The following is a 23,415-nucleotide window of genomic DNA, read 5'->3' on the forward strand; positions in this document are numbered from 1 at the left end:
AGGTGTTCGGCCAGCTCGGCCTCCAGCGCACCCTCCAGGACCAGCTTCACCAGCCCGGTCAACAGGCCACCCTCGCCCACCAGCTGGAGCCCTTCCCGGCGGGCTCGCTCCACCAACTCCTCGGCCAGTCCAGGGCTCTGCTCGGCCATGCGTGCCAACTCGGCCCCCGTCCGCACCTGGCGCTCGCTCTCGCGGGGGCCGCCCTGCTCGTTCTTGCTGCCCATCTGTGATCCTTCCCGGCAGAGACCTCATCTCATGCCAACTCGGGTCACACCAGGCCAAACACAAACTTCAGGACAGTCCCCCTGGTAGATGTTCGACGCGATCGCCGACGAGAACGAGGCGATCGCGTCCGAGAACGCGGCCCGGGTCGCACAGATCGCCCGGTGCAAGCCGAGCAAGCCGGGACGTCCGGTCACGTCCGAACGCGAGCGGCTGGCGAAGGAGCGGGCCGCGCTCGCGGAGATGAAACCTTTCCGCAGGCCGACCGGCCCGGCGACCCGACAGAGCATCCGCCGCACGCTCCGGGCGGCACTGAACGCCGCCATCAGCCGCCAGTACATCACCTTCAACCCCGCCTCCCACGTCGAGCTGGAGTCGGGCAAGCGGCCCAAGCCTCTGCTGTGGACCGAGGAGCGGGTGGCGCGCTGGCGGGAGACCGGCGAGAAGCCCTCCGCCGTCATGGTCTGGACCCCGGCCCAGTTCGGCGTCTTCCTCGACGCGGCCGAAGGGGACCGGCTGTACCCCCTCTTCCACCTCATGGGCTCCCGTGGGCTGCGGCGTGGCGAGGGCGTCGGCCAGGAGTGGACGGACGTCGACCTCGACGCCGGCCAGATCACCCCGGCCAAGGAGCTGGTCGTCGACGGCTGGGACCCGTACGAATCGGCGCCCAAGACGGACGGCAGCGCGAGCACCATCGCGCTCGACAGCCTGAACGTCGCCGTACTGCGGGCGCACCGAGAATGCCAGAACGCAGAGCGCGAGAAGTGGGGCGACGCCTGGAAGGCGACCGGCAAGGTCTTCACGCAGGAAGACGGCTCGTGGCTGCACCCGGAGACGGCCTCGGCGACCTTCCGCCGCATCCTCGCCACCACGGACCTGCCACCGATCACCCTCCGCGACCTGCGACACGTCGCCGCGACGCTCACGCACGGAGGCGGCGGCGACCTCCACACGATCAAGGAGACGCTGCGGCACTCCACGATCACGCTGACCTCGGACACGTACACGAGCTTGCTCCCCGAGGTCGACCAGGCTGCGGCCGAAGCGGCGGCACAGCTGATTCCCCGTGCCCGACCGTCCACATCCTCAGCCTGATCAAGGCGCGCTCCGGGTGCGCTCTGTCGGCTCTGCGACGAATATGAATTCGTCGCAGAGCCGATCGGCATCGTCGCCCTAGGCGGCACCCGAATCGCCGCCCCCGCCGCAGGGCAGCCCCCTAGGCCAAAAGCCTCCGGTCTGCCGTTGCCGATCTGCGCTGGCCACAGCGACAGCAAATGGGCTGGACGGCGGAGGCCCATCGGGGGTGGCTCACCGCCACCGCCCCATTGCCAGAGACCAGAGGAGTCGTCCCATGCCGAACCCTCCCGTTCCACCGGCAACAGCCAGTTCCGGCGACGCCCCACCCCGCTCCTGGGTCCGGAGGATTACGAAAGGCGGCCAGCTCACGGAGACCTGCCCGCTGTACTGCACCGACACCCACTTCAATGACGACTCCGGCGCGGTGGACAACTTGACGCACGGCTTTTACTTCGACGGGCCGGAGCTACCTCTGTTCGACCCTGAGCAAGGGTCCGCCCTCGTCCCGGTCCTGGCTGGCCGCGTCGAGATCTGTCCCTACAGCACCAACCGGAAGGAGCGAGCGCCGCACCTCGTGCTTGAGCCCGTCCAAGACGAGGTCATCGAGAACCTCTCGCCCGACGAGTTCGCCGAGATCATTGCCAAGATCCGCGCACAATGCGACGTCCTGGATGAAATCCACGCCCGGTTCGTCACGATCCATGCTGAGTGGACGGAGACAGCATCGTGAAGGGCCCTTTCCCGACCCCGAATGCGGACCACTGCGAAGCTCTTGCCAACCAGTGCACCGGCAGGGACTGCGGGGAGGATGCCGCCTCTCAGGACCGTCTCCACCGTGCTCTCTCACACTCCATGACCGGAAGCTACGGCAATGCACTCATGGAGTTCACGGTCATCCGCTGGGCAGAGGATGCAGTACCCGAGATGGAGTTCGTCGGGGACGGCTCATGGCCCTCGCTGAACCTTGAGCAGGTCGACGAGCTCATCGCCGACTTCAACAGCCACCTCCAGAGCCTCCGAGCGGCCCGCGAACATCTGGCCCTGCTCACAGATCCGTCCATGTACCGCCGGTCCGCCTCCTGACCAGCCCCTGACGGCACGTCCGCTCACGCATCGCTCACGCACGGGCCCCGCACAGCGCCCGAAACGCCGGAGCGCCCCGACCAGTCGAACCCGGTCGGGGCGCTCCGCCGCAGGTCAGAGGCCATAAGACCCCTCCCGCGACCGGTAGGCCATGTCGGACTCGAACCGACAACCAACGGATTAAAAGACGGGGAGGACGAGTGATGGCGATCAACGCGCCATGCCAGCCTATGCCGTTGCGGCTGGTCAGAGGAGGTGCCACCTGACCTCCAAGATCGGCTCATGACACCCGATCCGAAGGCATCCGGGCTCACATCGGGCTCACATTTCAAGGGCGCTGACCTGCACACACGGGCCGTTTCTGCATTGGGGCAGTTACGCGGGCTAAGCCGCACTCGACCGGACGCGGCACGCCAGGCTCTGTAGTCGGCGTGCCGTGTTCGTGTGAGCTCCGAAGGAAGGTCGCTACCGGTGGTGCCCGATCGGCTGTCCGTCATGCAGAAACGCGGGTGTCCGTCCGCCAGCACGGAGGCCGCGGCTTCGAACCTACAGCTGAGCAGGTCCCGCAGCCAGGCGCTGACCTGATGGAACGGAACGAAGGCCAACTCGGCTTTGTAGGTGGAGGGTGTTTCCGCCCGGGTCGCAGGGGACGACGTCAGCGGCGGCGCGTTTGCGGGCCTGGGTGGCGTTGCCCTCGGCGAGGTAGGCGTTCCAGGCTTCGAGGTCGGCGGGAGTGGGCCTCATCGTGCGGTGCCCTTCCCTAGGCGGCGGGACGATGTCGGCGAGCAACAGCATTCTGGCCCGTCATACGTCGTTGAGGCGCGCCAGGATTCCCGCACCGACAAGTGATCCCGACGAGGAGCCAACTGGCCCTGTAGTGCATCAAGTTGGTGGACGATACGGACGGAGCCGAGGGGGTGGTCGGCAGCAAGAGAGGCGAGTGATGTCGACCAACGCCTCATGTCAGCCTATGCCGTTATGGCTGGCCAGGGGAGGTGCCACCCGGCACCCAATATCACCCGATATCACCCGATTCGCAGGTATTCGGGCTCACATGGGCTCGCCTCGGGTTCTCTGGCTCCCCCTGCCCGTTCTAGGCTTCCATGACCAAGCAGGGGGTGAAGTCATGGACGTGCCGAACGTCGTTGGGGACTGGCAGGAGTACCAGTCCGAAGAATTGTCCGGCCTGCGCGTGCGCGTGCACAGCCTCAAGAAGGCCGTGCCACAGCGTGGCCGTGACCAGGCCGCCAAGGGCCTGACCTACGTGAGCTTCCAGGTGACGTTCGAGAATCGCGGTTCCGAGTACTTCACGATCAATTTGAGCTCACATCCGTACCACTACGACGTTCGCGTGGGTCGGGATGGCCATAGTGCCTTCGTCGACGAGAGCGACGCCGACCGCATCCGAGAGTTCAACCTCTACCCCCAGCGACGGGTGACAGCCACCCTCTACGCTGCGGCGCCCGCCATGAAGCTCAAGCAGATGGATATCCAAGTCAGTCCACATATCGACGGCGAGTCATCGTTCGGATACGTATGGGTGGGTGGGCTCGGAGTTCACGAGGGCTCAACGCGCCTAGGGCCCCGCGCCTCGACTGCAGAACCAGGTGTAGCCAATGAAGTTGAGCGTTTTCTCAGGACAACAGCCGCCGACGACATCTAGGTAACGGGCGCAACCGACGGCCCCGAATTACGCTCGTGGCTCCAGGTGCCTCCTCGCCTCATCGGCCTCACGTGGGAAATCAACCGCTGGCAGATCATGGCCCCTCATGGAGTCAGCGTCAGGTACCCGATGCGGAGTCCACGACGCGCTCCACGGCCTCCGCGTCGATCTCCCAGGGCATCCTCAGCAGGGTCCTATTCAGGGGGCTAAGTACTCACGTATCCGGTCGAACATGCCCGGGTCTCGCTCCAGCTTGCTGATCAGGGAGTTGCAGCTTCGATGCAAGATCCCCCGGACACACTCCCCGCATGAGTACGGTCTGTTGCAGTGTTCGTGATCATGATCGATCACGGTGTCCCTGTTGAACTTCCCCAGGTGATTAGCACAGATTGGACACCGTCGGCCTTGCCGCTCAAGAATCTCGCCATACCGTTCAAGCGTCATCCCATGCAGGGCTGCCCGCTTTCGGATGAACTCCTGATCCGCTCGGCACTTCGCACTGTCACACCAGTAGAAGTACGGGTTCCCCTCCCTCTGTGGCGCGAACTTCCGCTCGTTCTCACCTCCACAGCACGGGCAGATCCGAGATCCATCGACCTCAGCTCCGAGCAGTGCATCCCACATGTGCTGCCCCACCCCCTGTTGCGCGTCAGAGCTGACCGCTTGTGTGGCTCACCACGATGTCACCGTCCGTCGTTCCCCCGCAGTAGTACGGGCACCTCAGGGTCATCGAACCTCCGTAACCCCAGCTATTAATGATCTCTAGCTCACTGGGCCATACGCGGCACGCCAGGCTCTGCAGTCGGCGTGCCGCGTCCGTGTGAGGTCTGATGAGAGACAGCTGCGGGTGCCACTCAATCGGCCTAGGGTGAGCCGTGATTTGCCCGGGGCGATCTGCGCCTTCCGAGGGCCATGGGACTACGTGCGTCCTCGGGGGTCGGGCCTGCGCCGAGTATGGGCGCGCAGTCGGGACAGGCGTACAGAGTCGTTCCAGGGCCACTGTTGCTCTCGATCCAGCGGACGGGAATGGGGGCGGTGGTGCTTCGGTAACAGCGGATGCAGACGGCCTCCCGTACAGGCGGGAGGGACGGGAACAGTCCGTCGGCAGTCATGCCCGCGCCTCCGAGGCGACGCAGTGTTCACCGGAGTAACCGGCCTCTGAGGGCGAGGGCGTCGAATGGCGTGCCGGGGTCAGGGGTAGTACCGGGCCACCGTGTACGCGGTCGGGCCGGTGAGCGTCCCGTTCCGGGATTCGTTCACCATGTCGACCAACTTGAACCCCGCGTCCGCCGCGTAGTGCTCCAGTTCGCGCGGGAACAGGACCCGGCGCCGAATCACGTCCCGCGCTTCGGTGCCCGAGTCGAACACCCAATGCCGGTGCATGGTGTTGATCTGCGTCCGTAGATCCCACTCGTAGCGAATGGTGACCATGGCTTGCGTGCTCGGTGTCGGCGCGACGGAGGCGGTTTGTGGCTCTGCCCGGATGATCGGCGACACGGGCGAGCAGAGCACCAGGACCGCGCCGGGGCTGGCGTGCGCGGCGAATGTGGCGAACACGTCCCGGATCGCTTCGTTGTCGTGCACGTAGGCCAGCGAGTTGCCGAGGCACGTCACGGCGTCCAGGCGTCGTCCGAGCCGGTACGACCGCATGTCGCCGGTTCGGATGTCCAAGGCGGGGCGGGCTCGGCGTGCGTGCGCGACCATGCCCGCTTGCAGATCCACGCCGACGCAGGTGAACCGCTTGGCCAGGATCTCCAGGTCTCGTCCGGTCCCACATCCGAAGTCGATCAGCGTGGCGGCGTCCGGCCGATGCTGCTCGACGAGGGCTTGGCACGTCTCGGCGCTGGTGCTGTCCGCCTGGACCGCGTCGTACAGCACCGGGTCCCGGTAGAAGACGTTCGTGGCGTCCATGTCGCTCGGTCTCTGCGTCGGGGCTGATCATGAGAGGGCCCGCAGCCCGATTTCCAGGGCGATCGTGTCGCACAGCAGATCGGGCACCACGGGGGCATGCTCGGCGTGCTCACGGGCGAGAGCGAGCGCCTTATGGTCAACGTAACCGAGATCGACGAGCAGCGATTCCCGCAACATCCGATCGAGAGCGCAGAGTCCGTATGTGCGTAGCCCCGCGTCCATCAGCGGAAGGAAGTGCTCGGGCTCGGCTGGCTCGGCGACCGATTCGGGCAGCCCCGCCCGTCGTAACCGATCACGGAACAGGGCTTTCCCCCGCTTGTGTTCGTGGGGTAGCTGTTCCATGAACCGCACGACCCGGGGGTGTGCGAGCGGGGCGACGGGCCAGACTCCGGATCGTAGGTATCCCGGGTTGTGACGCCCGAACGCCATGAGGGTCGGTACGGGAAGGACGGGAATGGGTGCGAGGTGCTCGTCCACTTCGGCAAGGGCTTCAGCCGCCGCCGGGCCGAGCCAGGGCACTGGTTCCGGCGGGGGCAGTCTTGTGCCTGTCCTCGAATGGTGGGCGTTGATCTCGTCTCCGCCGTGGCCCGTGAAGATCACCTCGCAGCCCCGGGCGGCTGCCTGCTCGCGAAGTACGTCGAACGCCTCTTGATAGAACTCGCCCGCCGGGTCGTGCGGCACTCCCCGGGCACGCACGCCGCCGGTGACGAACGGTGGATGCTGCATCGCGGGAACGGCCGTATCCCGGAAGCCGAACTGATCAGCAAGCACTCTGCGCCGCTCTCGCTGTTGGGCGCCGAGAGGCCCGCTGAGCAACAACCCGAAGCTGTGGATCACCTCGTACCCGGCTGCGGAGACCGACACGGCGACATTGCCCGAGTCGGCCCCACCCGAGAGTTCGAGACTTACCTGCCCCGAAGGTGACGGCGCCACGTCGACCACCTCGGACAGCAGTGAGTCCAGCGCGGTCAGTGGGTCCACGCCGGCCCGGAGCGCGCGGGGCTCCAGCACGTGCTCGGCGGGCTCGGGATAGGTCACGGTGAGCCCCGCCGCCGTGAAGACGGCCGTAGCGCGCTCGGTCAGCCGGTACACACCCTCGAAGAGGGTGTCCATGGTGTAACGATGCCGTCGGCTCAGGGTCCGGGCCATCACACGCGGGACGAGCCGATCGGTCCGCAGCCGAGGGCGCAGCTCGGCGAGGTCCCATTCGCCGCGCAAGTCATCCCCGGTCGCCACGAGATACAGCGGGGCCGTACCGAACGCGCCCGCAGTGAGATGGACACGCCCCGGCCGCATGTCCAGCGCAGTGAACTCAGCCTCGCCTTCCCTTCGTTCCCGAACCACGACGGTGACGTGGCGAGCGCCATTGGCGACGATCTTCAAGGCGAGCGCCTTCGTGGCCACGGGCTTGATCCAGCTCACCCCGGTGATCCATCGATCAAGTTTCCATTGCCAGTCGGGTGCCGCCAGATCAGCGAGTCTCAGACGCAGTGAGAGCACGTGGTTACCTCCTCGTTGACGCGACGGGGCGAGGCCCGTTCAGCCCCGCCCCGCGCTAGGTATGGATCACTTGCAGTGGTCGCCGTTGTCGTCGCCACCGCCCGGCATCTTGTCGAGCAGCGCCGCGCTCATGCTCGGGACACCGGTGATCAGTTCGCCGGTGAACAGCTCGTCAACGTTCATGGCCTTACCTCCTCCCTGCTTACAGTGATGAGCGGACTCCGCGTCGATCACGCGGAGAGTGGACCCGTCCCGGCCGTTGTGCCTCCCCAGGCCGGCCGGGCGGGGGCTATCGGTGGTGGCCCTGCCTCGGCGGCAGCGCGGCACCCTCGTGCGGCACACCCCAGACCTCGGCGGTCGGGTCAGGCTCCTGGGCCGTTTGGTGCTCGGCCTCGGCCGACTCGGGCTCTGGCGGTGTGCACTGGTCAGTGGGCACGTTTCGTCCCTCCGTGAACCTCGGTGGTAGCGGCGTGGAGTCCCGCCGCCGGACGGGGGGTCGGTCGCCCTCGCCAGCCCGTCCAGCGGCGGGAAGGCCATGGGTCCGGGTCGCTGTCTGCCCCGCTCGCCAGGACCGGCCGAGCCAATGCGACGCGCGGGGCTTCCTGTGGTTCTTGGCCTCCGCCCAGGTGATCCCGCCCGAGCGGGTCGAGGGCACGTTCACCGGGACCAAGGCCAGGAAATACTGGGCCGTGTCGTCCGACGCGGTGAGGGTGAACGGGTCTCCGTTGCCGAGATCGTCATACGCGGCCTGGCGCGCCCCGTCGTCGTCACACCAGCGCCGTAACTCCTCCGGCACGTCGTGCACTTCGCGGCACACCGGGACCAGCTCACGGCCGTCGATCCAGGGCGCCCGGGGGTTGGGGTCGAGCCCGTCGGCGATCCGGCGGGCTTGCCCTCGCAGCCATCGCAGGACGCGTCCGCGATAGGGCGTCTGGAAGGTGCCAAGAAGGACCCGGACCGTTTCACCGTTGGCAGGTCCCTCGGCGAACACCTCGGCCCAGTAGGCCCTGGCCATGACCTGCGAGCCGCCTTCCTGCTCGGTGGGTGTCCGGTGAGTGACGCTGCTTCCGTTCACGGCTCGCGACTCCGTCCCCTGGCGATCTCTCCTGCCTCTACGCAACCGCACGGCTACGGGCGGCGGTACCGTTGCGGCAGAGCGGCGGCTTTAGAGCGTTTAAAGCGCCTGCGGGCGCGGGGAGTTGAGCGAGCATGCCGAACGAGCCCTTACAGCGCCTCTTCACGGAGAGCGGCTGGACGCTGAGCCAGTGCGCGCGGGCCGTGAACCTGATCGGCGGAGAGAACGGCACCCCGCTCAAGTACAACGGTTCCGCGGTCCACCACTGGCTGGGGGGAACGCTTCCCCGCAGCCCCGCAGTACGCCGATTTGTCGTCGAGGCGTTTACGCGCCGATTACGACGCCCCGTAACCCACGCCGAGGCGGGCTTCCCAATTTCGGTCGATCACGCGCAGGACCCGCCGGATACGGTGGAAGGGCTGATCGACTTAGGGAGGCAGGACATGGACCCGTCCCGGCGGAGTGTTCTCGGGGCCAGCCTCTTCTCCGTCGCCCTCACCATCCCCGGCTGGCCGGACGTGGTCGGCCGTGCCGAGGCGGTCCAGACCGGCCGAGCCCAGCGCATCGGCATGAGCGACGTCGACATGGTCATCGCCATGACCGAGCGCGTCTCCGATCTGGACGACGAGTTCGGCGGACGCTACGCGCGCCCCATGGCCGCCGCGTTCCTCGTCAACACGGTCGCGCCCGCGCTCCTGGCCGACGGACCCGAGCACGTACGGAACGCGATGAGATCCGCCGCGTCCGACCTGTGCTACCTCACCGGGTACATGGCCGTCGACGAAGGGCTGCACGGCCTCGCACAGAAGTACTACCTTAAGGCGCTGGAACTCGCCGGCGCCGCGAAGGACCACCTCACCTACTGCACCACGCTTCGTGGCATGAGCGTGCAGGCCGTTGACCTCGGACACGGGCAAACAGCAATGCGGCTCGCCGACTCGGCGGCAGCGGCCTCCCCTGAAGCAGGCCCCCGAATGCGGGCGTTCCTCGCTGGACAGCAAGCGCACGCCGCCGCGCAGATCGACGACCGACACAGCGCGTTGAGGTATCTGCGGGAAGCCGAAGCGGCCATGGACAAGGCCGAGTCCCGAGCGACGACGTTCGCCTCGTACAACCCTTCGTCCCTGCTGTATCACGTCGGACAGGTCCGCTACGAGCTGGGCGACGTCAAGGGGTCGATCGAGTCGCTACAGCAGTCGGACAACCTTCGGCATCACTCATTCCGACGCAACCGCGTGCGATACCTCTCCATGCTCGCCGAGCGGCAACTCGAACTCGGCCACCTCGAAGCGGCGTGCGGCACCTGGGGAAAGGTCGTCGAAATCTATCCGCACGTGGAATCCGGGCAATGCGACGAGCGCATGACCACCATGCACGCGCGCATCCGCCCGTACCTCAAAAACCAGACTGCCCGCGCCCTGTACGAACAGGCACGAATCGTCACACCTGAACGCCTCCTGCCCGGATAGCCCGCGCCACCTCGCCGCATCTTCCCGTGCCGCAGATGGGCAGTTTCCTCTTGGGACAGTTATTGTGCCGCTCGGTGTCATCAGGGGCCTGGGCGTCCCCCGCACCGCTCAGCGCATCCCCTAGTGCTGTGACCGCATAGGTTCACCGGCTTGGTCAGACTGCCTCCGGCAAGGAGCGCGCCCGAATGTTCCTGGGCGGAGGACTACTTCTCGCGCAGGCTCTCGATTTCAGCGGCCAGCACAGCCATGTCGCGCACGTGCGTGTAGTACCCGGCCGCGTAATCGTCGTCGATCGCCGGGAGGATCTTCGCGAACGCCGACGTCAGTCGCATCAAGCCTGCCCGGTGCTGTTCGCTGAGCCGACCTTCACGGACGCCTGCGGCATAGCCATAGGCATCCGCGTCGAGCAACACCATGTCCCGGCCCTCGACATCCAGGCCCCTGTAGCCGGGCGGGAACGGCCTGGCCATGTGGTCGGCCATCAACTGCGCAAGCTCGTCAAGCTTCTCTTTGAGCATGCAGGAGATCCTGCCAGGCACGCGCCTGCGTCATTGGACCGGATGTCGCGGCACACCCAGAGGCACCCCCGCGAGCCCCAATCCGGTGCACCTATGCGGTCAGAGCACTAGGCAACCACATCGCTTGACCCTCCGCTGGACCCGTGGCCCCGACGGCGGCTCCCCGCTCTCACCGGGGCCGCGGAACCCGGCTGTTAAAGTCCCGAGATCGTCATATCGGCATGGCTGGGGGGCCGCCGCCACTTCAAGGCGGGCGCGATCGCACGGGCAGCTTCATCTGCACTCGTCGGCGCGCCGAGGCCGTGCCGACGCTTCTTGGGGAGGATCTCGTTTTGAGACGTCACACAGTGACGCGTGCCGCGGTGGCGATCGCCGCAGCGGTGGGGATGGCATGCGGGGCTCTGCCCGCGTCGGCGGGAACGGTTGGGGTCGCGGCTGCGGCTTCCGACGCGCCGGGGGAATTGAGTATCGCGGGCGTACCGTACGAGGACGGGTACAGCATCCTCGTCTCAGCCGGATCGCACGGCTATCTGCGGGGGTCCGACTTTGCGGGCTACGGCTGGTACTCGTACGCGGGCGACTCCGCCACCCCGCTCGTCCGGGGCGACCGTGAGCGGATCATCGGGACAGGCCGCGACGTAGTGGCGTTCCAAGGGCGGTACAACCCGGCAAGCGACGTTCGGCTACGGAACATGGTCACGGGCGTCGAGCAGACGCTGCGGATGCCAGACGGCCAGCGATTCGCGGCCGTCGTCGGCAACGCAGTGTTCACCCAAAACAGCCGGGAGGAGGGGTTGGGCCTGCACGTCCTTACCGTGGAGGACGGACAGACGGTGGACAGGCCCGTGAGTGGCCTGCCGACTGGGGCGACTCTGACGAACCCACGGGGGAACAGCAACGGTTTCGGACTGATGATCGGATACCGGGACAACGGTATCCAGCATGCGGCATGGGTGGACTCCTCCGGGACGGCCCGTCCCATACCGTGGAAGACCTATCCCACTGGCCCGCTCCATCATGTACTCAGTGGTGAACGGTCCGTGCTGTGGACGGCGGACGGGCGGGTAGTGATCATGAACCTCGCCGATCTTTCCGCCCCCGCGCGCGAAATCGCCCTCCCCTACAGCGCCTCGGCCACTCTGCTGGGGATGACCGGCGACGATCTGCTCATCGCGGAACCGGCAGGCAGCAGTTCCCTGTCCCACGAGGTGTGGGCCGTCTCCACGACAGACGGCACCCGCCGCCGCCTGCTCGACAAAACCGCCGACACCGCCGTGACTGGTACAGACGGACGCGTGCTCGTCATCGGCGCCGGAGAGGGTCTGGCCCGGCGGGTGTACTCCGTCCAAACAGTCGAAGGCGCCCCCGAGGTACGGCGCTTGGGTGAGATCACCCCGCTCGCCGCCCAACCGCTGCGGGTGACGGCCGCCCAGGGGCAGCTCAGCTCATACGACACCGAGGTCGGTGGAGCCGAGCAACTGCGGGACACCAGCCTGTCCACCCGGCCTCCGCTGACCGCGAGCGGCCGCACGGAACGCGGCGGATACGGCACCGGGACCTGCCACGGCCTCTTCGACTGCCCCGAGCTGCTGGCGACCGGTGACGGCCGCGTCGTCCACAGTCTCTGGCGGTACCAGAACCAGTCCAACAGCCTGCGTGTGCTCGACCCGGGCAAGAAGCTGCCAGGCCGTGACACCCTGCTGCCGATCGAAGGCGACGGCAGTTCCTTGCGCGTGTCCGGCCGGTACGCCGCCTACTACACCCGCCCGGCGAACAGCCCGGACAGCCAGCGCAAGCTCCAAGTCGCCGATCTCGACACCGACACAGTGGTGCTCAGCAGGAACGCCCCCGAGCGGGGCGAGCTGGCGCTGTGGGGCAGCACGCTCTGGCTGGAGACGAAGGAGACCGGAACCGTCGAGGCCGTCGACGTCCGCACGGGCAAGACGGTGAACACCGTCCATCTCGCCAAGGGCGATCTGACCGACCTCCAGGCCGTCGGCAGTCGCCTGTTCTGGGAAGACCCGGACGCGGCCGGGGTCTACGACACGGCGGGGTCCTCCAAGACGAACCGCCCGGTTCCCCACAACGCACTGGGCGAGCGCGGCAACCGGCTGGGGGATGGCTATCTCGTCCAAGCCAACGGCTCCAGGCTCAGCCTCGTCGACGTACGGGGCACCACCGAGACGCGCGAGGTCGGCGAGGCCGCTCCCGGTGTCGCGGGAGAGTCGTGGACCGTCGACCGGTTCGGCGGGCATCTGATCCACGCCGACCGGCAGAACACCCTCCATGTCATCCCTTCGCGCATCCCCACCGCGCCACTGACCGCCATCGACTCGGACACCCCGGCCGCGGCGAGCGCCCTCAGCGGGTCGCCCTGGTCAGCGCGCTGGTGGCTCTCCAAGCCCGCCGCCTCCTGGCAGCTCACGATCAAGGACAAGGTGACAGGCGCGACGGTACGCACCTTCACGGGCGGCGAGACTCGGGGCCTGATCAAGGCCGTCTGGAACGGCAGCGACGAGAACCGCCGGACCCTCTCCAACGGCGCCTACAACTGGACCCTCACCGCATCGCCCGCCGACGGCCAGGGCGACGCGCTGACGCGGAGTGGGACCGCCGCGCTGGCCGGGGCCCTGCCCGTCGCGCGCGACCACGTCGGCCCCAACGGCCGTCTCGACGGCGTCGGCGACCTGCTGGCCTTCACCCCCACAGGAGTCGCGGACTTCCGGGCGGGCACGGGCCGAGGCGACGTAGATGCCAAGGTCACGGCGAACGGCTGGGCCGGCGCCAACACCGTCACGGCTGCTGTCCCGTTCACGGACATCGACTCAGACCGCTGCAACGACGTGCTGGTACGTGTCAACAGCGGTGACCTGCGCGCGTACCAGACCGACTGCGGCAAAGCCCTGACCCCTTCCACCTGGTACACGCGGGTCGGCGGCGGCTGGAACATCTACGACACGCTCACCTCCCCCGGCGACCTGACCGGCGACGGCCGCACGGACCTGCTCGCACGTGAGGCCAAGACAGGCGACCTGTATCTGTACGAAACCCACGGTGGGGCGAGTTTCAGCAGCCGCATCAAGATCGGCCGAGGCTGGAAGAACTACCTCCTCACATCCGGCGCGACCGACCTGAACGGCGACGGCAAGGCCGACCTGCTGGCCCGCGACACCGCCGGAACGCTGTGGCTCTACCCCGGCACCGGCAAGGGCACGCTGGGCAACCGGATCAAGGTCGGCGGCGGCTGGCAGATATACAACACCCTCGTCGGCGCGGGCGACCTGAACACCGACGGCAAGCCGGACCTCCTCGCCCGGGGCACGGACGGCGTCCTGTGGTCCTACGCGGGCGACGGCAAGGGCAACTTCGCCGGACGCCAGCGGATCGGCGGCGGCTGGCAGATGTACAAGTACCTGTTCTGATTCGCGACGTTTGAGCGGTGCGGGCCCGTCCGATCATGGACGGGCCCGCGCTGTTACAGTCGGGCCATCTGCATGGGGGGATCGGCTGGGGGGCCACTTTCACTTCACACGGCGACTGCTTGGTGCCGCCGCGTCCCGTCATGCCTGTTTTGGCTTACGGGAGGGACAACTTGAGACGTCACGTGCTGGTACAGAGCGCGGTCGTCGTAGCGGTATTGGTGACGGCGGCGGGGGTGGTGCCCGCCACGGCCGTGCCCCATGCCACCGCACCACAGGGCGATGCCTCAGAGGTGGTTCTGCCTGCCGAGACACGCTTCATGCCGCGTGCGGGCGAGGTCCTAGAGGCCGGAGCCACCGGGTACGTCCGCCAAGAGGAGGGCACCGAGGGCACACTCTGGACGGACAACCGCTCCGGTGAGACCAAGCGACTGACCGACTACGCGGCGCCCAGCCCCCGGGATCACTCGGGGCTGCGCGCGCAAGTGATCGGCACCTGGGCCAACCCGTCCGCGATCCAGATCACCGATCAGGCCACCGGTGCCGCCACCACAGTGGAGCTCCCGGACGGCTACCGCTGGACCAGCGCGTACACCACGGACTCCGTGGTCGCCTACCGGCTGACGGACAAGGTGATCAGTGGCATCAGCGTGTTCCGGAAAACAGACGGAAAAGTCATTGAGCAGCCTCTGACCGGGCTCCCGCAGGGCGCGACAGCCGCTGTCGTCGTCAAGCAGGACGGTGACGGCGCGGTGCTGCGCTTCGGGCTCCGGGGGAACGTTCCCAACACGTACCTCCTCCGGTACGGCACCGGCACGGTCAGCGCCCTCCCAAGGAGTTTCGGTGGGCTTGGCATCGCGCTGGCCAAGGGTTACGTCCTCGGGTTCGCCAGGGCGGACGAGCCCCTCCACGTCATTCACAGAGACGATCCGTCGGCCGAGACCAAAGTTCCCCTGCCCACACCGACGGGCACCGAACAGACCTACCTGCGTCCCACGGTGGTCGGCGACTGGATCGTCTTCCGCTACACGCTCGACCCGACCTTCACCCACGTCCGGGGCAACAAGCTGTGGGCCATGCCGGTCACCGGCGGTACGCCTCGCGAGCTCCTCGCGTACGCGGGTGCGGGTGTCGTGGCCGCCCCGGACGGTACCGCGCTGGTCACCGGCGGCACCGGCCCCAAGGACTGGGCGATCCGCCGGGTCACGGTCGGCGCGGACGGGGCCCCGAGCCTCACTGTCGTACGGGAACTGCCGCCCGTGACGGCACAGGTCAAGGGGATCGCGCTCGGCACAGGCGCGCTGAGCTATTTCAGCGACTCAGAGAGGGATGCGTCCACGTCCCTGTACGAGCGGAAGATCTCTGCGACTGGCGAGGTGGCCGAGCCGATAGTGCGCGCCAACCCCGGGCTGGGCACTCGTATCCAGGCGCTCGGGGACGGCCACACGGTGTTCGAGAGGGGCCAGGAACTGGTCTCGCCGGGCGACACCGGCAAGGAGACGAGCGTCGCGCTGCCGGACACCGCCACCCTCGTCGACGGCTTCGGCCAGTACGCGATCGGCCGTACCACTTCCCAGCAGTACGTCGGAACCCTCAAGCAGGGCGTGAGCGACAGCATTCTGCTGTCCGGAGCGAAGAGCTCCGCCGCGCTGTGGGGCAGCACGCTGTGGCGGCCCGTCGGCAACGCGGGCACGATCGAGGCGTACGACCTTCGGTCCAAGCAGACCACCTCGACAGCCGACGTCGGCTGCAACCCCCAGGAACTCCAAGCCCTCGGCCGCTGGATCTACTGGAGCTGCGGCCCGGACAAGGCAGGGGTCTACGACCGCGAGTTGAAGCGCAGCGTCGCGGTGCCCGGCGGAGACGTGCTCCTCGGCGACGGCTTCACCGTCCGCCACGACCACACCGCCAACAAGCTGGCACTCACCGACTTCAGCGAGGGAGCCGGGACCACGCCCACGACGTCCGAGGTGGGCGAACCCAAGAAGAGCCAGGACGACGACCGCCGTCTGTCGTGGACGGTCGACAAGTTCGGCGGCGACCTCGCCTACGTGGACGCCGAGGAGCGCATCCACATCAGGCGGGTGACGGTTCGGCGGTCCCCTCTGGCGGTCACCGACTCCCACGCCGACACCGAGGCGCGCGTGGACGGCAGTGACTGGGACGGGTACAAGTGGCATGGCTCCTGGCAGCTGTCACAGCTCCCGGTCGCCTGGGCGGTGACGGTGGAGGACTCCAAGGGGCGCGTCGTGCGCACCCTCCGGGGTGCCGGCAAGGATCAGGGCGCGCTGGTGTCGGCCGTCTGGGACGGTGCCGACGACAAGGGGGCAGTGGTCCCCGGAGGCCACCAGACGTGGCGGCTGAAGGTGGACAGCGGCGATGGCGCGGGGCTGCGCGAGCTGGCGAGCGGTGACATCCGCCTGTGGTCCTACTCGGACAAGTTCCGGGACCTCGACAGCGACGGCCTCGGTGATCTGCTGGGCATCACCCCGAACGGGGCCCTCGACTTCCGGCTCGGCACCGGACGCGGGGGCGTCGACGGCAAGCTCTCGGGTGCGAGTTGGAAGAGCGTGACCTCGGCCGTTCCCTTCGGGGACTTCAACGGCGACCGCCGCAACGACGTGCTGGTACGCGTGTCGAGTGGCGAGCTGCGCGCCTACAACGTCTATCCCGGCAGCGGGCTGTCGTCGGAGGCGGGGTACACCCGTGTCGGCACCGGCTGGAACATCTACGACACCCTGACCTCCCCGGGCGACCTGACGGGCGACGGCCGCCCGGACGTGCTCGCCCGGGAGGCGTCGACGGGTGACCTGTACCTGTACGCGGACAACGGCGCCCGGAACTTCAAGCCCCGCGTGAAGATCGGCCGTGGCTGGACGGGCTACGCGCTCACCGGAGCAAGTGACGTGAACGGCGACGGCAAGGCGGACCTCCTGGCCCGTGACGCCTCCGGTGTCCTGTGGCTTTACCCCGGCACCGGTAAGGGCACCCTCGCCACCCGGGTGAAGGTCGGCGGCGGCTGGCAGGTGTACAACGCGCTGGTGGGCGCGGGCGACCTGAACGGCGACGGCAAGCCCGACCTGCTCGCCCGCGACACCTCCGGTGTCCTGTGGTCCTACGCAGGCGACGGCAAGGGCAACTTCGCCGGACGCCAGCGGATCGGCGGCGGCTGGCAGATGTACAAGTACCTCTTCTAGCCATCCGCCCCTCCGGCATGTCGCCCCGTCTCTGAACGGGGCGACATGCCGGTCCGGCTCACAGGTCAATCGGGGTAGGGCGAAAGTAGGGCAATAGTGGGGCAGTTTCGGGCCGCTCGCCCCACACGCTGGACGTTTCCTCTTCTGCCCATTCCGAGGACCAGGCACCGGTTCCTTCCCCTCATCAATGCCCGCCATGGCCTCCAACGGCACACACCCGGTCCGGGGGCCTGAGCCGTCAGGCGGCTGCCCTCATTGCGCCTTCCCGGACCCGAGCGAGCTCCCGGCGGATCTGCGCGGGAACCGCCGGTCCAGCGGCGGAGCAGCCCACCACAGGGTCCGAAACCGCGGGCGCGAGCTGGCGTTGACCGCTGGGTGCCGTCCGGCCACTGGCGACCGCTGCGCGGGTGGCTCTCAGCTCGCTCAGGTAGGCCGCCACGTCGTCGGGGTCGGCAGCGGGCGTCGGGTCTACGTGCCGGTTCATCAGCTCAGCGCGGTGTGGACTCCATGCGGCACGGATGTCGCTCGGCTGGATCGCGTGGAACTTCGCTGAACGATCACCGCCCGCCTGGTCGTAGAAGCGCCTTACGGCGACAGCGGCATCCCAGCGCACGCTTTCGACGACGGCGGGGATGTCCCTCAGCGCGTCGGTCCACGTGCGTATCAGCGTGGCGGCCTGCTGGTCGGTGACCACCGCGCGGTGCATGCGGCTGTCAAGCCCAGCCGCATGGTGCAGGAGCGCGGCGACGTTCTCGTGGTTCATCGGGCGAACCCTTCCTGCGCGTTGACGAGTGCGAGTCCTGCGGCGAGGGCATCGCGATGGGTACGGGGCGCGGCGGCATGCAGCGGGATGACGGTTGCCCCGCTGTCCGGCAGAGGCGCACGATCGAGGTCGCCCCAGACCTTCAGCCAGTACCGGGGAGGTTTCGGGCCCATGCCCGCTCCTGTACGGCTCAGAGCACGGGCGACGAGAGTCTCCACGCCGTGCCGCTCGACGAGGTCTCGCACCGCCCGCTGCTCATCACCGCCAAGGCGCCAGTCGGCCGCCACACCGGCTTCCCGAAGCGCGGAGACGAGTTCGGCCACCTCATCCGACATGGGAGCCGACTGCTGCGTCGCGCGTGGCTGCTGTTCCTTGAGTTCTTCTTGGTTCCTTGCGTTCTGGGGCCGGATATCTGCCCCTGCCCGGGTCGGCTTCTGGCCCCGGGCAGGATTGGATTCCGCTCCCCTCGGGGCCAGTTCCCAATGGGGGCCACGATCCGGTCCGGGACGGAATCCGGCCCCCTGTCTGCCCGATCCGTCTGTTGCGGAGCGGAAGTGGCCGACAGCGTGCGGAAGGCGGTACACGGTCTCGCCACGCGGCCCTCTGGCGCCCTCCACGATCTCCAGCTCGCCCAAGGCGATCAACGTGTCCACGGCCGTCCTCACGCCCGTACGGGAGGCGTTGGTGCACCGCATGAGCATCGTCGTACCGGCGTAGGCGGTGTAGTCGGTGCGGGGGCACTTGTCCGCGATGGCCACCAGGACGAGGCGGGCGATTCCCTTGGCTGCGGACCGGGTCCATACCCAGTCCATGGCGTCGAGGCTCATGTGGCCACCGGCCCTGCGTGGTACGGCTGAGTACTCTTGTTCATGAGTAAATCTCCGTGCGGCGGCGCGGGGCGGGCTTCGTCGTTCGCACCCCGTGCCGCCGTTCTGTCTGCTCGTACGGGTTTCAAGGAGCTCAGAGCCGGATTCGGGGCGCGCGGTCGGCCGGGGCGGGTTCGAGGCCGAGGTAGCGCAGCAGGTCGTAGCGGGTGACGCGGTAGGCGCGACCGTGCTGGAGGACTCGTACGGGGTAAGTGCCGGTCTTGGCCATGAAGTAGCCGTTCGTCCGACCGATGGCCAGCGCACGGTTGGCTGTTTCCAGGGGGAAGCTCACCGGCAGGTCGAGCAGTTCTGCGTGGGTCATCTCTCGGGCGTTCTGGGCGTCGGGCACCACACCTCCTAGGCGTGTCGTTTTGCGTAGTCGACAGTTCGAATCGACCTTGATCACAAACTACGGCACCCAACGACACGACGCAATTCGATGCGCTAACGTGTCGATATGCACAGTCATGAGATCTTGAGTGACCTGGTCGCCGACCAGATCCGGATGCACCGGACGCGCCTCGGGCTCAACCGCGAGCAGCTCGCCGAGGAATGCGCCCGGATCGGCGCCCCGGAGTTGACGTACGCGACCATCACGAACATCGAGACCGGTCGCCGGGACAAGAGCGGCAAGCGACGCCGCGAGGTCACCGTCGACGAGCTGATGACCTTCGCGTACGCACTCGGCGTCCCACCGCTGCTGCTCGCCCTCCCCCTCGGCAGCGTGGACCGCGTCCCCTCGCCGACGCGATGGGGCGGACTGCACCCCCACTACGCGTGGCGGTGGGTCACGGGCGAAGAACCGCCGGCCTCCCGCGACGAACGCGGGCGGATCATCGCCGACAGCACGAAGATCGGCGGCGGTGACGGCCCCGGCCGCATGGAGGTCTGGCGGCAAGTGTCCGTGCCGACCGAGGTGTATCGCAGCCTCCAAGCCGCCCAGGCCGCGCTGCAGAAGGCCACCGGGCGGCACCACTTCGCCCAAGAGCGGCACGGCGCGGACGCCGAAGAGACCCGCAAGGCGCGCGGGGTCTACCTCGACCGGCTCCAGGACCTCGCCACCGTCCTCAACGAGATGACCGAACTCGGCCTCCGCATCCCGGAGTACGACGCCAGGTGGGTCCAGGACATGCGCGAGTTCGGGCTGCTCGACCACCCGGAGGCCGTCCCGGTCTCCAAAACGCAGGCTGGGGAGGGGGCCGAGTGAGCGGCTCGACCTTCCGGAGATGCGCGTGCCGGAACCCGGAGACCGGCAAGCAGTACGGGCAGTCGTGCCCGAAGCTCAAGAACCGGCGCCACGGCCTGTGGAACGTCCGCCAGGAGCTGCCGCCCGGCGAGGACGGGAAGACCCGCCGCACCTTCCGCCGCAGCGGCTACGACTCCCAGACGAAGGCGCAGGGCGACCTCGACAAGGTGCGCGCGTTAATCGCGATCCCGGACGAGGACGACACCGACGGCCGACAGCGCATCGGCGATCTACTCGCCCAGGTATCGGCCGCCAAGGAGCCGATACCGGATTACGACGAGACCAAGCGCCGCTTCCAGACCGGGTCCGACCTCACCGTGCGCACGACTGTCGGGGAGTGGCTCGACGAGTGGATCGCGGGCAAGAAGACCCGCCGCAGGACGACGGGCGGGTACGCCTCGCACATCAAGGTGCACTTGAAGCCGCGCATCGGGAACATCCGGCTCGACCGGCTCAGCGTCCGCCACCTGGTCCGCATGTTCGACGCCATCGCAGACGAGAACGAGGTGATCGCGGCCGAGAACCAGGCCCGGCACGAGCAGGTCGCACGCTGCAAGCCGAGCAAACCGGGGCGGCCCGTCGCGGCCGAGCGGGAGCGCCTTGCCGTCGAACGGGCCAAGCTCGCCGAGATGAAGCCGTTCCGAAGGATCACGGGCCCTGCGACCCGCCAGAGCATCCGACGCACCCTGCGCGCCGCGCTCAACTCCGCGATCTCGGAGCAGCTGATCATCTTCAACGCCGCCGCTCACGTCGAGCTCGAATCCGGCAAGCGGCCCAAGCCACTCCTGTGGACCGCCGAGCGCGTACGGCGGTGGCGTGAGACGGGCGAGATCCCGAGCGCGGTCATGGTGTGGACGCCGGAGCAGTACGGCACCTTCCTCGACGCCGCCGAGGACGACCCGCTGTACGCCTTCTTCCACCTCGTCGGGACGCGCGGCCTGCGACGCGGCGAAGGGGTCGGCCAGGACTGGACCGAGGTCGACCTCGTCGGCGGCAGCATCACGCCGGCGAAGGAACTCGTGGTCGACGGCTGGGACGTGTACGAGTCCGAGCCCAAGACCGACGGCAGCGCGAGCACGATCGCGCTCGACAGCCTGAACGTCACCGTCCTGACGGCGCATCGACAGCGCCAGGAGGAGATGAAGCGGGCCCGGCTCGCGCGCGGCGAGACGTGGCACGACACGGGCAAGGTCTTCACGCAGGAAGACGGCTCCTGGCTGCACCCCGAAACCGTCTCCGAGACTTTCCGCCGCATCCTCGCGACGACCGGCCTCCCACCCATCACGCTGCGGGACTTGCGGCACGTCGCCGCGACCCTCACGCACGGCGGAGGTGGCGACATCCACGCGGTGAAGGAGACCCTGCGGCACTCGACCATCGCGCTCACATCGGACACGTACACGAGCCTGCTCCCGGAGCTCGACCGGGAGATCGCCGAGAAGGCCGCCCAACTCATCCCCCGACGCGCTCCCCGCACTCCCGGGCTCACCTCGGGCTCACATGGGGCCAGCAACAAGGCCGGACACAGCGAAGCGCCCCGCCCGGCGAAGCCAGACGGGGCGCTAAGGCGCAGGTCAGGAGCTACGAAGCCCTTTCCGCGACCGGTAGGCCATGTCGGACTCGAACCGACAACCAACGGATTAAAAGTCCGCTGCTCTGCCAATTGAGCTAATGGCCCTTGGCATACCGCACCCCCGCAGCATAGCCCGACAGGGCCCGGCAGCCGATCGGGTATCGGCTTCCGGGCCCGGTGGGGCCCATTCGGCGGTCAGTGGGGCGTGGATGCGCAGGTCATCGGGGCGGGGTCGACGGTGGGCGGAGGAACCAGTGGCGGGCCGACACCGCCCACCACACCGTCGCGAAGCCGAGGACCGCCAGGACCGCGACCGGGGCGTAGTTGAAGTTCTCCCAGGTCACCGGGGACAGCTGGGGCAGCATGAACAGGACCGTGATCAGCGCCACCCAGGCCACCGCCGCCACGCCGATCGGGCGGGACCAGCGGCCCAGGTGCCAGGGGCCGCGTTCGAACGAGTCGCCCCGCAGCAGGCGTAGCAGCGTCGGGATCACGTACGCGATGTACAGGCCTATCACCGCGATCGACGTCACCGCCGCGTACGCCGTGACGTTGATCAGGTACGGGAGGCCGAGCGCCAGCGCGCCCGTCGTCGCCAGCCAGACCGCCGCCACCGGGGTGCGGGTGCGCGGGCTCACCGTGTGCCAGACGCGCGAGAACGGGAGCGCGCCGTCGCGCGAAAAGGCATAGATCATACGGGAGTTGGCCGTCACCGACGCCATTCCGCAGAACAGCTGCGCCCCGATCACCACCAGCAGGAGCAGCTTGCCCGTCGTCGCCCCAAGCGCGTCCAGCAGGATCTGGGCCGGTGGTGCGCCCGTCGCCGAGCCGAGCTCGTCGTCGTACGACTGGATCGCGTACGTAAAGCCGAGCAGCAGGACGAAGCCCGCTATCCATGATGTCCAGATCGCGCGCACTATCCCCCGCGGGCCCGCCGTCGACGCGTCGTGGGTCTCCTCCGTCATGTGCGCGGAGGCGTCGTAGCCGGTGAAGGTGTACTGGGCCATGAGGAGGCCGATGAGGACCACGTAGAAGCCGCTGCCCCAGCCCGTGTTGTTCACGTAGTGGGTGAAGACGAACGCCGTCGAGCGGTGGTGGTCCGGCGTGAAGGTCAGCGCGCCCACGATCACCGCCACGCCCAGCACGTGCCACCACACGCTCACGCCGTTCAGGATCGCCACGATCCTGACGCCGAAGGTGTTCAGGAGGCCGTGGAGGACGAGGATCGCCGCGAAGAGCGCGATCGTACGGCCCGGCGTCACCTCGAAGTCCCACTGGAGGTTCAGGTACGCGCCCAGGAACGACGCCGCCCCGAAGTCGATCCCGGCCGTCACCGCGACCTGGCCGAGCACGTTGAACCAGCCCGTGAACCAGGCCCAGGCGGCCGCGCTCCACTCGGGCGCCAGCCGGTGCGCCCAGAAGTACAGGCCCGCCGACGTCGGGTACGCCGAGCAGATCTCGGCCATCGACAGGCCGACGAGCAGCGTCATCAGGCCCACCCCGACCCAGCCCCAGGTGATCAGGGCCGGGCCGCCGGTGTTCATGCCGAACGCGTACATCGTCAGGCAGCCGGAGAGCACCGAGATGATGGTGAACGAGACGGCGTAGTTGGCGAAGCCGGACATCCGGCGGGCCAGCACCTGGGTGTAGCCGAGCTGCGCCAGCCGCTCTTCGTCGGACGTCGCGCCGCTGCCGATCGCCGAAGCGACCGCGCCGTCGCCCGCCGGACCGAGACCGTCCGGGGCCCCTTGGGCACCCGGATTCGCACTCGCGTCACTTGTCATGCCCCCAGCGATTCCCTCGCTGGGGGCATGACATGCGCCAGGCTTGGCC

Annotated in this window: 16 protein-coding genes, 1 tRNA gene and 3 pseudogenes; 10 read left to right on the top strand and 10 right to left on the bottom strand. The window is 68.1% G+C overall.

Features of this window, described 5'->3' with window-relative positions:
- Positions 1-2 precede the first annotated feature (2 nt).
- The 4 genes and pseudogenes from QIY60_RS11960 to QIY60_RS11975 all read left to right on the top strand — a co-directional run bounded on the left by QIY60_RS11960 (position 3) and on the right by QIY60_RS11975 (position 2,382).
- The gene (locus QIY60_RS11960) at positions 3-230 is read left to right on the top strand and encodes a hypothetical protein (RefSeq protein WP_283142398.1); all 228 of its coding nucleotides are present in this window, start codon (positions 3-5) and stop codon (positions 228-230) included.
- A gap of 82 nt (positions 231-312) precedes the next feature.
- Positions 313-1,317, top strand: a pseudogene (locus QIY60_RS11965) (site-specific integrase); the annotation flags it as partial.
- A 256-nt stretch (positions 1,318-1,573) separates the two neighbouring features.
- Complete coding sequence (locus QIY60_RS11970; protein ID WP_283142399.1) at positions 1,574-2,029, top strand: hypothetical protein; 456 nt, start codon at positions 1,574-1,576, stop codon at positions 2,027-2,029.
- Positions 2,030-2,151: 122 nt separating this feature from the next.
- The gene (locus QIY60_RS11975) at positions 2,152-2,382 is read left to right on the top strand and encodes a hypothetical protein (protein ID WP_283142400.1); all 231 of its coding nucleotides are present in this window, start codon (positions 2,152-2,154) and stop codon (positions 2,380-2,382) included.
- A gap of 630 nt (positions 2,383-3,012) precedes the next feature.
- Here the strand turns inward: QIY60_RS11975 and QIY60_RS11980 are convergent.
- Positions 3,013-3,126 (bottom strand): annotated as a pseudogene (locus QIY60_RS11980) (NUDIX hydrolase); the annotation flags it as partial.
- Positions 3,127-3,508: 382 nt separating this feature from the next.
- Between QIY60_RS11980 and QIY60_RS11985 the strand changes: the two are divergent.
- Positions 3,509-4,045: a hypothetical protein gene (locus tag QIY60_RS11985; RefSeq protein ID WP_283142401.1), complete on the top strand. Its 537-nt coding sequence runs from the start codon at positions 3,509-3,511 to the stop codon at positions 4,043-4,045.
- Between the two features lie 1,191 nt (positions 4,046-5,236).
- Here QIY60_RS11985 and QIY60_RS11990 read toward each other — a convergent pair.
- From QIY60_RS11990 to QIY60_RS12000, 3 genes are all read right to left on the bottom strand, one after another.
- The gene (locus QIY60_RS11990; RefSeq protein ID WP_283142402.1) at positions 5,237-5,956 is read right to left on the bottom strand and encodes a class I SAM-dependent methyltransferase; all 720 of its coding nucleotides are present in this window, start codon (positions 5,954-5,956) and stop codon (positions 5,237-5,239) included.
- 27 nt (positions 5,957-5,983) lie between these two features.
- Positions 5,984-7,456 carry an asparagine synthase gene (locus QIY60_RS11995; protein ID WP_283142403.1) on the bottom strand — a complete coding sequence of 491 codons (1,473 nt, stop codon included), beginning with the start codon at positions 7,454-7,456 and terminating at the stop codon, positions 5,984-5,986.
- A gap of 289 nt (positions 7,457-7,745) precedes the next feature.
- Positions 7,746-8,531 carry a hypothetical protein gene (locus tag QIY60_RS12000; RefSeq protein ID WP_283142404.1) on the bottom strand — a complete coding sequence of 262 codons (786 nt, stop codon included), beginning with the start codon at positions 8,529-8,531 and terminating at the stop codon, positions 7,746-7,748.
- Between the two features lie 134 nt (positions 8,532-8,665).
- Between QIY60_RS12000 and QIY60_RS12005 the strand changes: the two genes are divergently transcribed.
- Positions 8,666-10,000, top strand: coding sequence for a tetratricopeptide repeat protein (locus QIY60_RS12005; RefSeq protein WP_283142405.1), 1,335 nt, complete (start codon positions 8,666-8,668; stop codon positions 9,998-10,000).
- Between the two features lie 203 nt (positions 10,001-10,203).
- Here the strand turns inward: QIY60_RS12005 and QIY60_RS12010 are convergent, their stop codons facing one another.
- Complete coding sequence (locus QIY60_RS12010) at positions 10,204-10,518, bottom strand: hypothetical protein (RefSeq protein ID WP_283142406.1); 315 nt, start codon at positions 10,516-10,518, stop codon at positions 10,204-10,206.
- 1,040 nt (positions 10,519-11,558) lie between these two features.
- On the opposite strand from QIY60_RS12010, the gene QIY60_RS12015 reads away from it, so the two are divergent.
- Positions 11,559-13,940: an FG-GAP-like repeat-containing protein gene (locus tag QIY60_RS12015; RefSeq protein WP_283142407.1), complete on the top strand. Its 2,382-nt coding sequence runs from the start codon at positions 11,559-11,561 to the stop codon at positions 13,938-13,940.
- Positions 13,941-14,257: 317 nt separating this feature from the next.
- On the top strand, positions 14,258-17,134 hold the full coding sequence (locus QIY60_RS12020; protein ID WP_283142408.1) for an FG-GAP-like repeat-containing protein: 2,877 nt from the start codon (positions 14,258-14,260) through the stop codon (positions 17,132-17,134).
- Between the two features lie 238 nt (positions 17,135-17,372).
- Here QIY60_RS12020 and QIY60_RS12025 read toward each other — a convergent pair whose 3' ends face one another.
- The 3 genes from QIY60_RS12025 to QIY60_RS12035 form a co-directional block, all read right to left on the bottom strand.
- Positions 17,373-17,897 carry a hypothetical protein gene (locus QIY60_RS12025; RefSeq protein ID WP_283142409.1) on the bottom strand — a complete coding sequence of 175 codons (525 nt, stop codon included), beginning with the start codon at positions 17,895-17,897 and terminating at the stop codon, positions 17,373-17,375.
- Positions 17,894-18,724, bottom strand: a complete 831-nt coding sequence (locus QIY60_RS12030) for a hypothetical protein (RefSeq protein WP_283142410.1) — start codon at positions 18,722-18,724, stop codon at positions 17,894-17,896. The genes QIY60_RS12025 and QIY60_RS12030 overlap by 4 nt, the downstream gene beginning before the upstream one ends.
- 133 nt (positions 18,725-18,857) lie before the next feature.
- On the bottom strand, positions 18,858-19,085 hold the full coding sequence (locus QIY60_RS12035) for an integrase (protein WP_283142411.1): 228 nt from the start codon (positions 19,083-19,085) through the stop codon (positions 18,858-18,860).
- Positions 19,086-19,220: 135 nt separating this feature from the next.
- Between QIY60_RS12035 and QIY60_RS12040 the strand changes: the two genes are divergently transcribed.
- Together QIY60_RS12040 and QIY60_RS12045 are read left to right on the top strand one after the other, a co-directional pair.
- Complete coding sequence (locus tag QIY60_RS12040; RefSeq protein ID WP_283142412.1) at positions 19,221-19,970, top strand: helix-turn-helix transcriptional regulator; 750 nt, start codon at positions 19,221-19,223, stop codon at positions 19,968-19,970.
- Positions 19,967-21,472, top strand: a pseudogene (locus QIY60_RS12045) (tyrosine-type recombinase/integrase); the annotation flags it as partial. The gene QIY60_RS12040 and the pseudogene QIY60_RS12045, both read left to right, overlap by 4 nt.
- A gap of 142 nt (positions 21,473-21,614) precedes the next feature.
- Here the strand turns inward: QIY60_RS12045 and QIY60_RS12050 are convergent.
- Positions 21,615-21,687: transfer RNA gene (locus QIY60_RS12050), tRNA-Lys, on the bottom strand.
- 113 nt (positions 21,688-21,800) lie between these two features.
- Complete coding sequence (locus QIY60_RS12055; RefSeq protein ID WP_283142413.1) at positions 21,801-23,366, bottom strand: amino acid permease; 1,566 nt, start codon at positions 23,364-23,366, stop codon at positions 21,801-21,803.
- Between the last annotated feature and the right edge of the window lie 49 nt (positions 23,367-23,415).

Source organism: Streptomyces sp. BPTC-684 (genome assembly GCF_030028635.1).
In the GTDB taxonomy this organism is placed as follows: domain Bacteria; phylum Actinomycetota; class Actinomycetes; order Streptomycetales; family Streptomycetaceae; genus Streptomyces; species Streptomyces noboritoensis.

Excerpts from the sequence above, each read along its gene's own strand:
- QIY60_RS12040 (WP_283142412.1), top strand. The coding sequence starts at position 19,221 with ATGCACAGTCATGAGATCTTGAGTGACCTGGTCGCCGACCAGATCCGG.
- QIY60_RS12005 (WP_283142405.1), top strand. The coding sequence starts at position 8,666 with ATGCCGAACGAGCCCTTACAGCGCCTCTTCACGGAGAGCGGCTGGACG.
- QIY60_RS11970 (WP_283142399.1), top strand. The coding sequence starts at position 1,574 with ATGCCGAACCCTCCCGTTCCACCGGCAACAGCCAGTTCCGGCGACGCC.
- QIY60_RS11975 (WP_283142400.1), top strand. The coding sequence starts at position 2,152 with ATGACCGGAAGCTACGGCAATGCACTCATGGAGTTCACGGTCATCCGC.
- QIY60_RS12010 (WP_283142406.1), bottom strand. The coding sequence starts at position 10,518 with ATGCTCAAAGAGAAGCTTGACGAGCTTGCGCAGTTGATGGCCGACCAC.
- QIY60_RS12030 (WP_283142410.1), bottom strand. The coding sequence starts at position 18,724 with ATGAGCCTCGACGCCATGGACTGGGTATGGACCCGGTCCGCAGCCAAG.
- QIY60_RS11985 (WP_283142401.1), top strand. The coding sequence starts at position 3,509 with ATGGACGTGCCGAACGTCGTTGGGGACTGGCAGGAGTACCAGTCCGAA.
- QIY60_RS12020 (WP_283142408.1), top strand. The coding sequence starts at position 14,258 with ATGCCGCGTGCGGGCGAGGTCCTAGAGGCCGGAGCCACCGGGTACGTC.
- QIY60_RS12055 (WP_283142413.1), bottom strand. The coding sequence starts at position 23,366 with ATGACAAGTGACGCGAGTGCGAATCCGGGTGCCCAAGGGGCCCCGGAC.
- QIY60_RS12035 (WP_283142411.1), bottom strand. The coding sequence starts at position 19,085 with ATGACCCACGCAGAACTGCTCGACCTGCCGGTGAGCTTCCCCCTGGAA.
- QIY60_RS12025 (WP_283142409.1), bottom strand. The coding sequence starts at position 17,897 with ATGAACCACGAGAACGTCGCCGCGCTCCTGCACCATGCGGCTGGGCTT.
- QIY60_RS11990 (WP_283142402.1), bottom strand. The coding sequence starts at position 5,956 with ATGGACGCCACGAACGTCTTCTACCGGGACCCGGTGCTGTACGACGCG.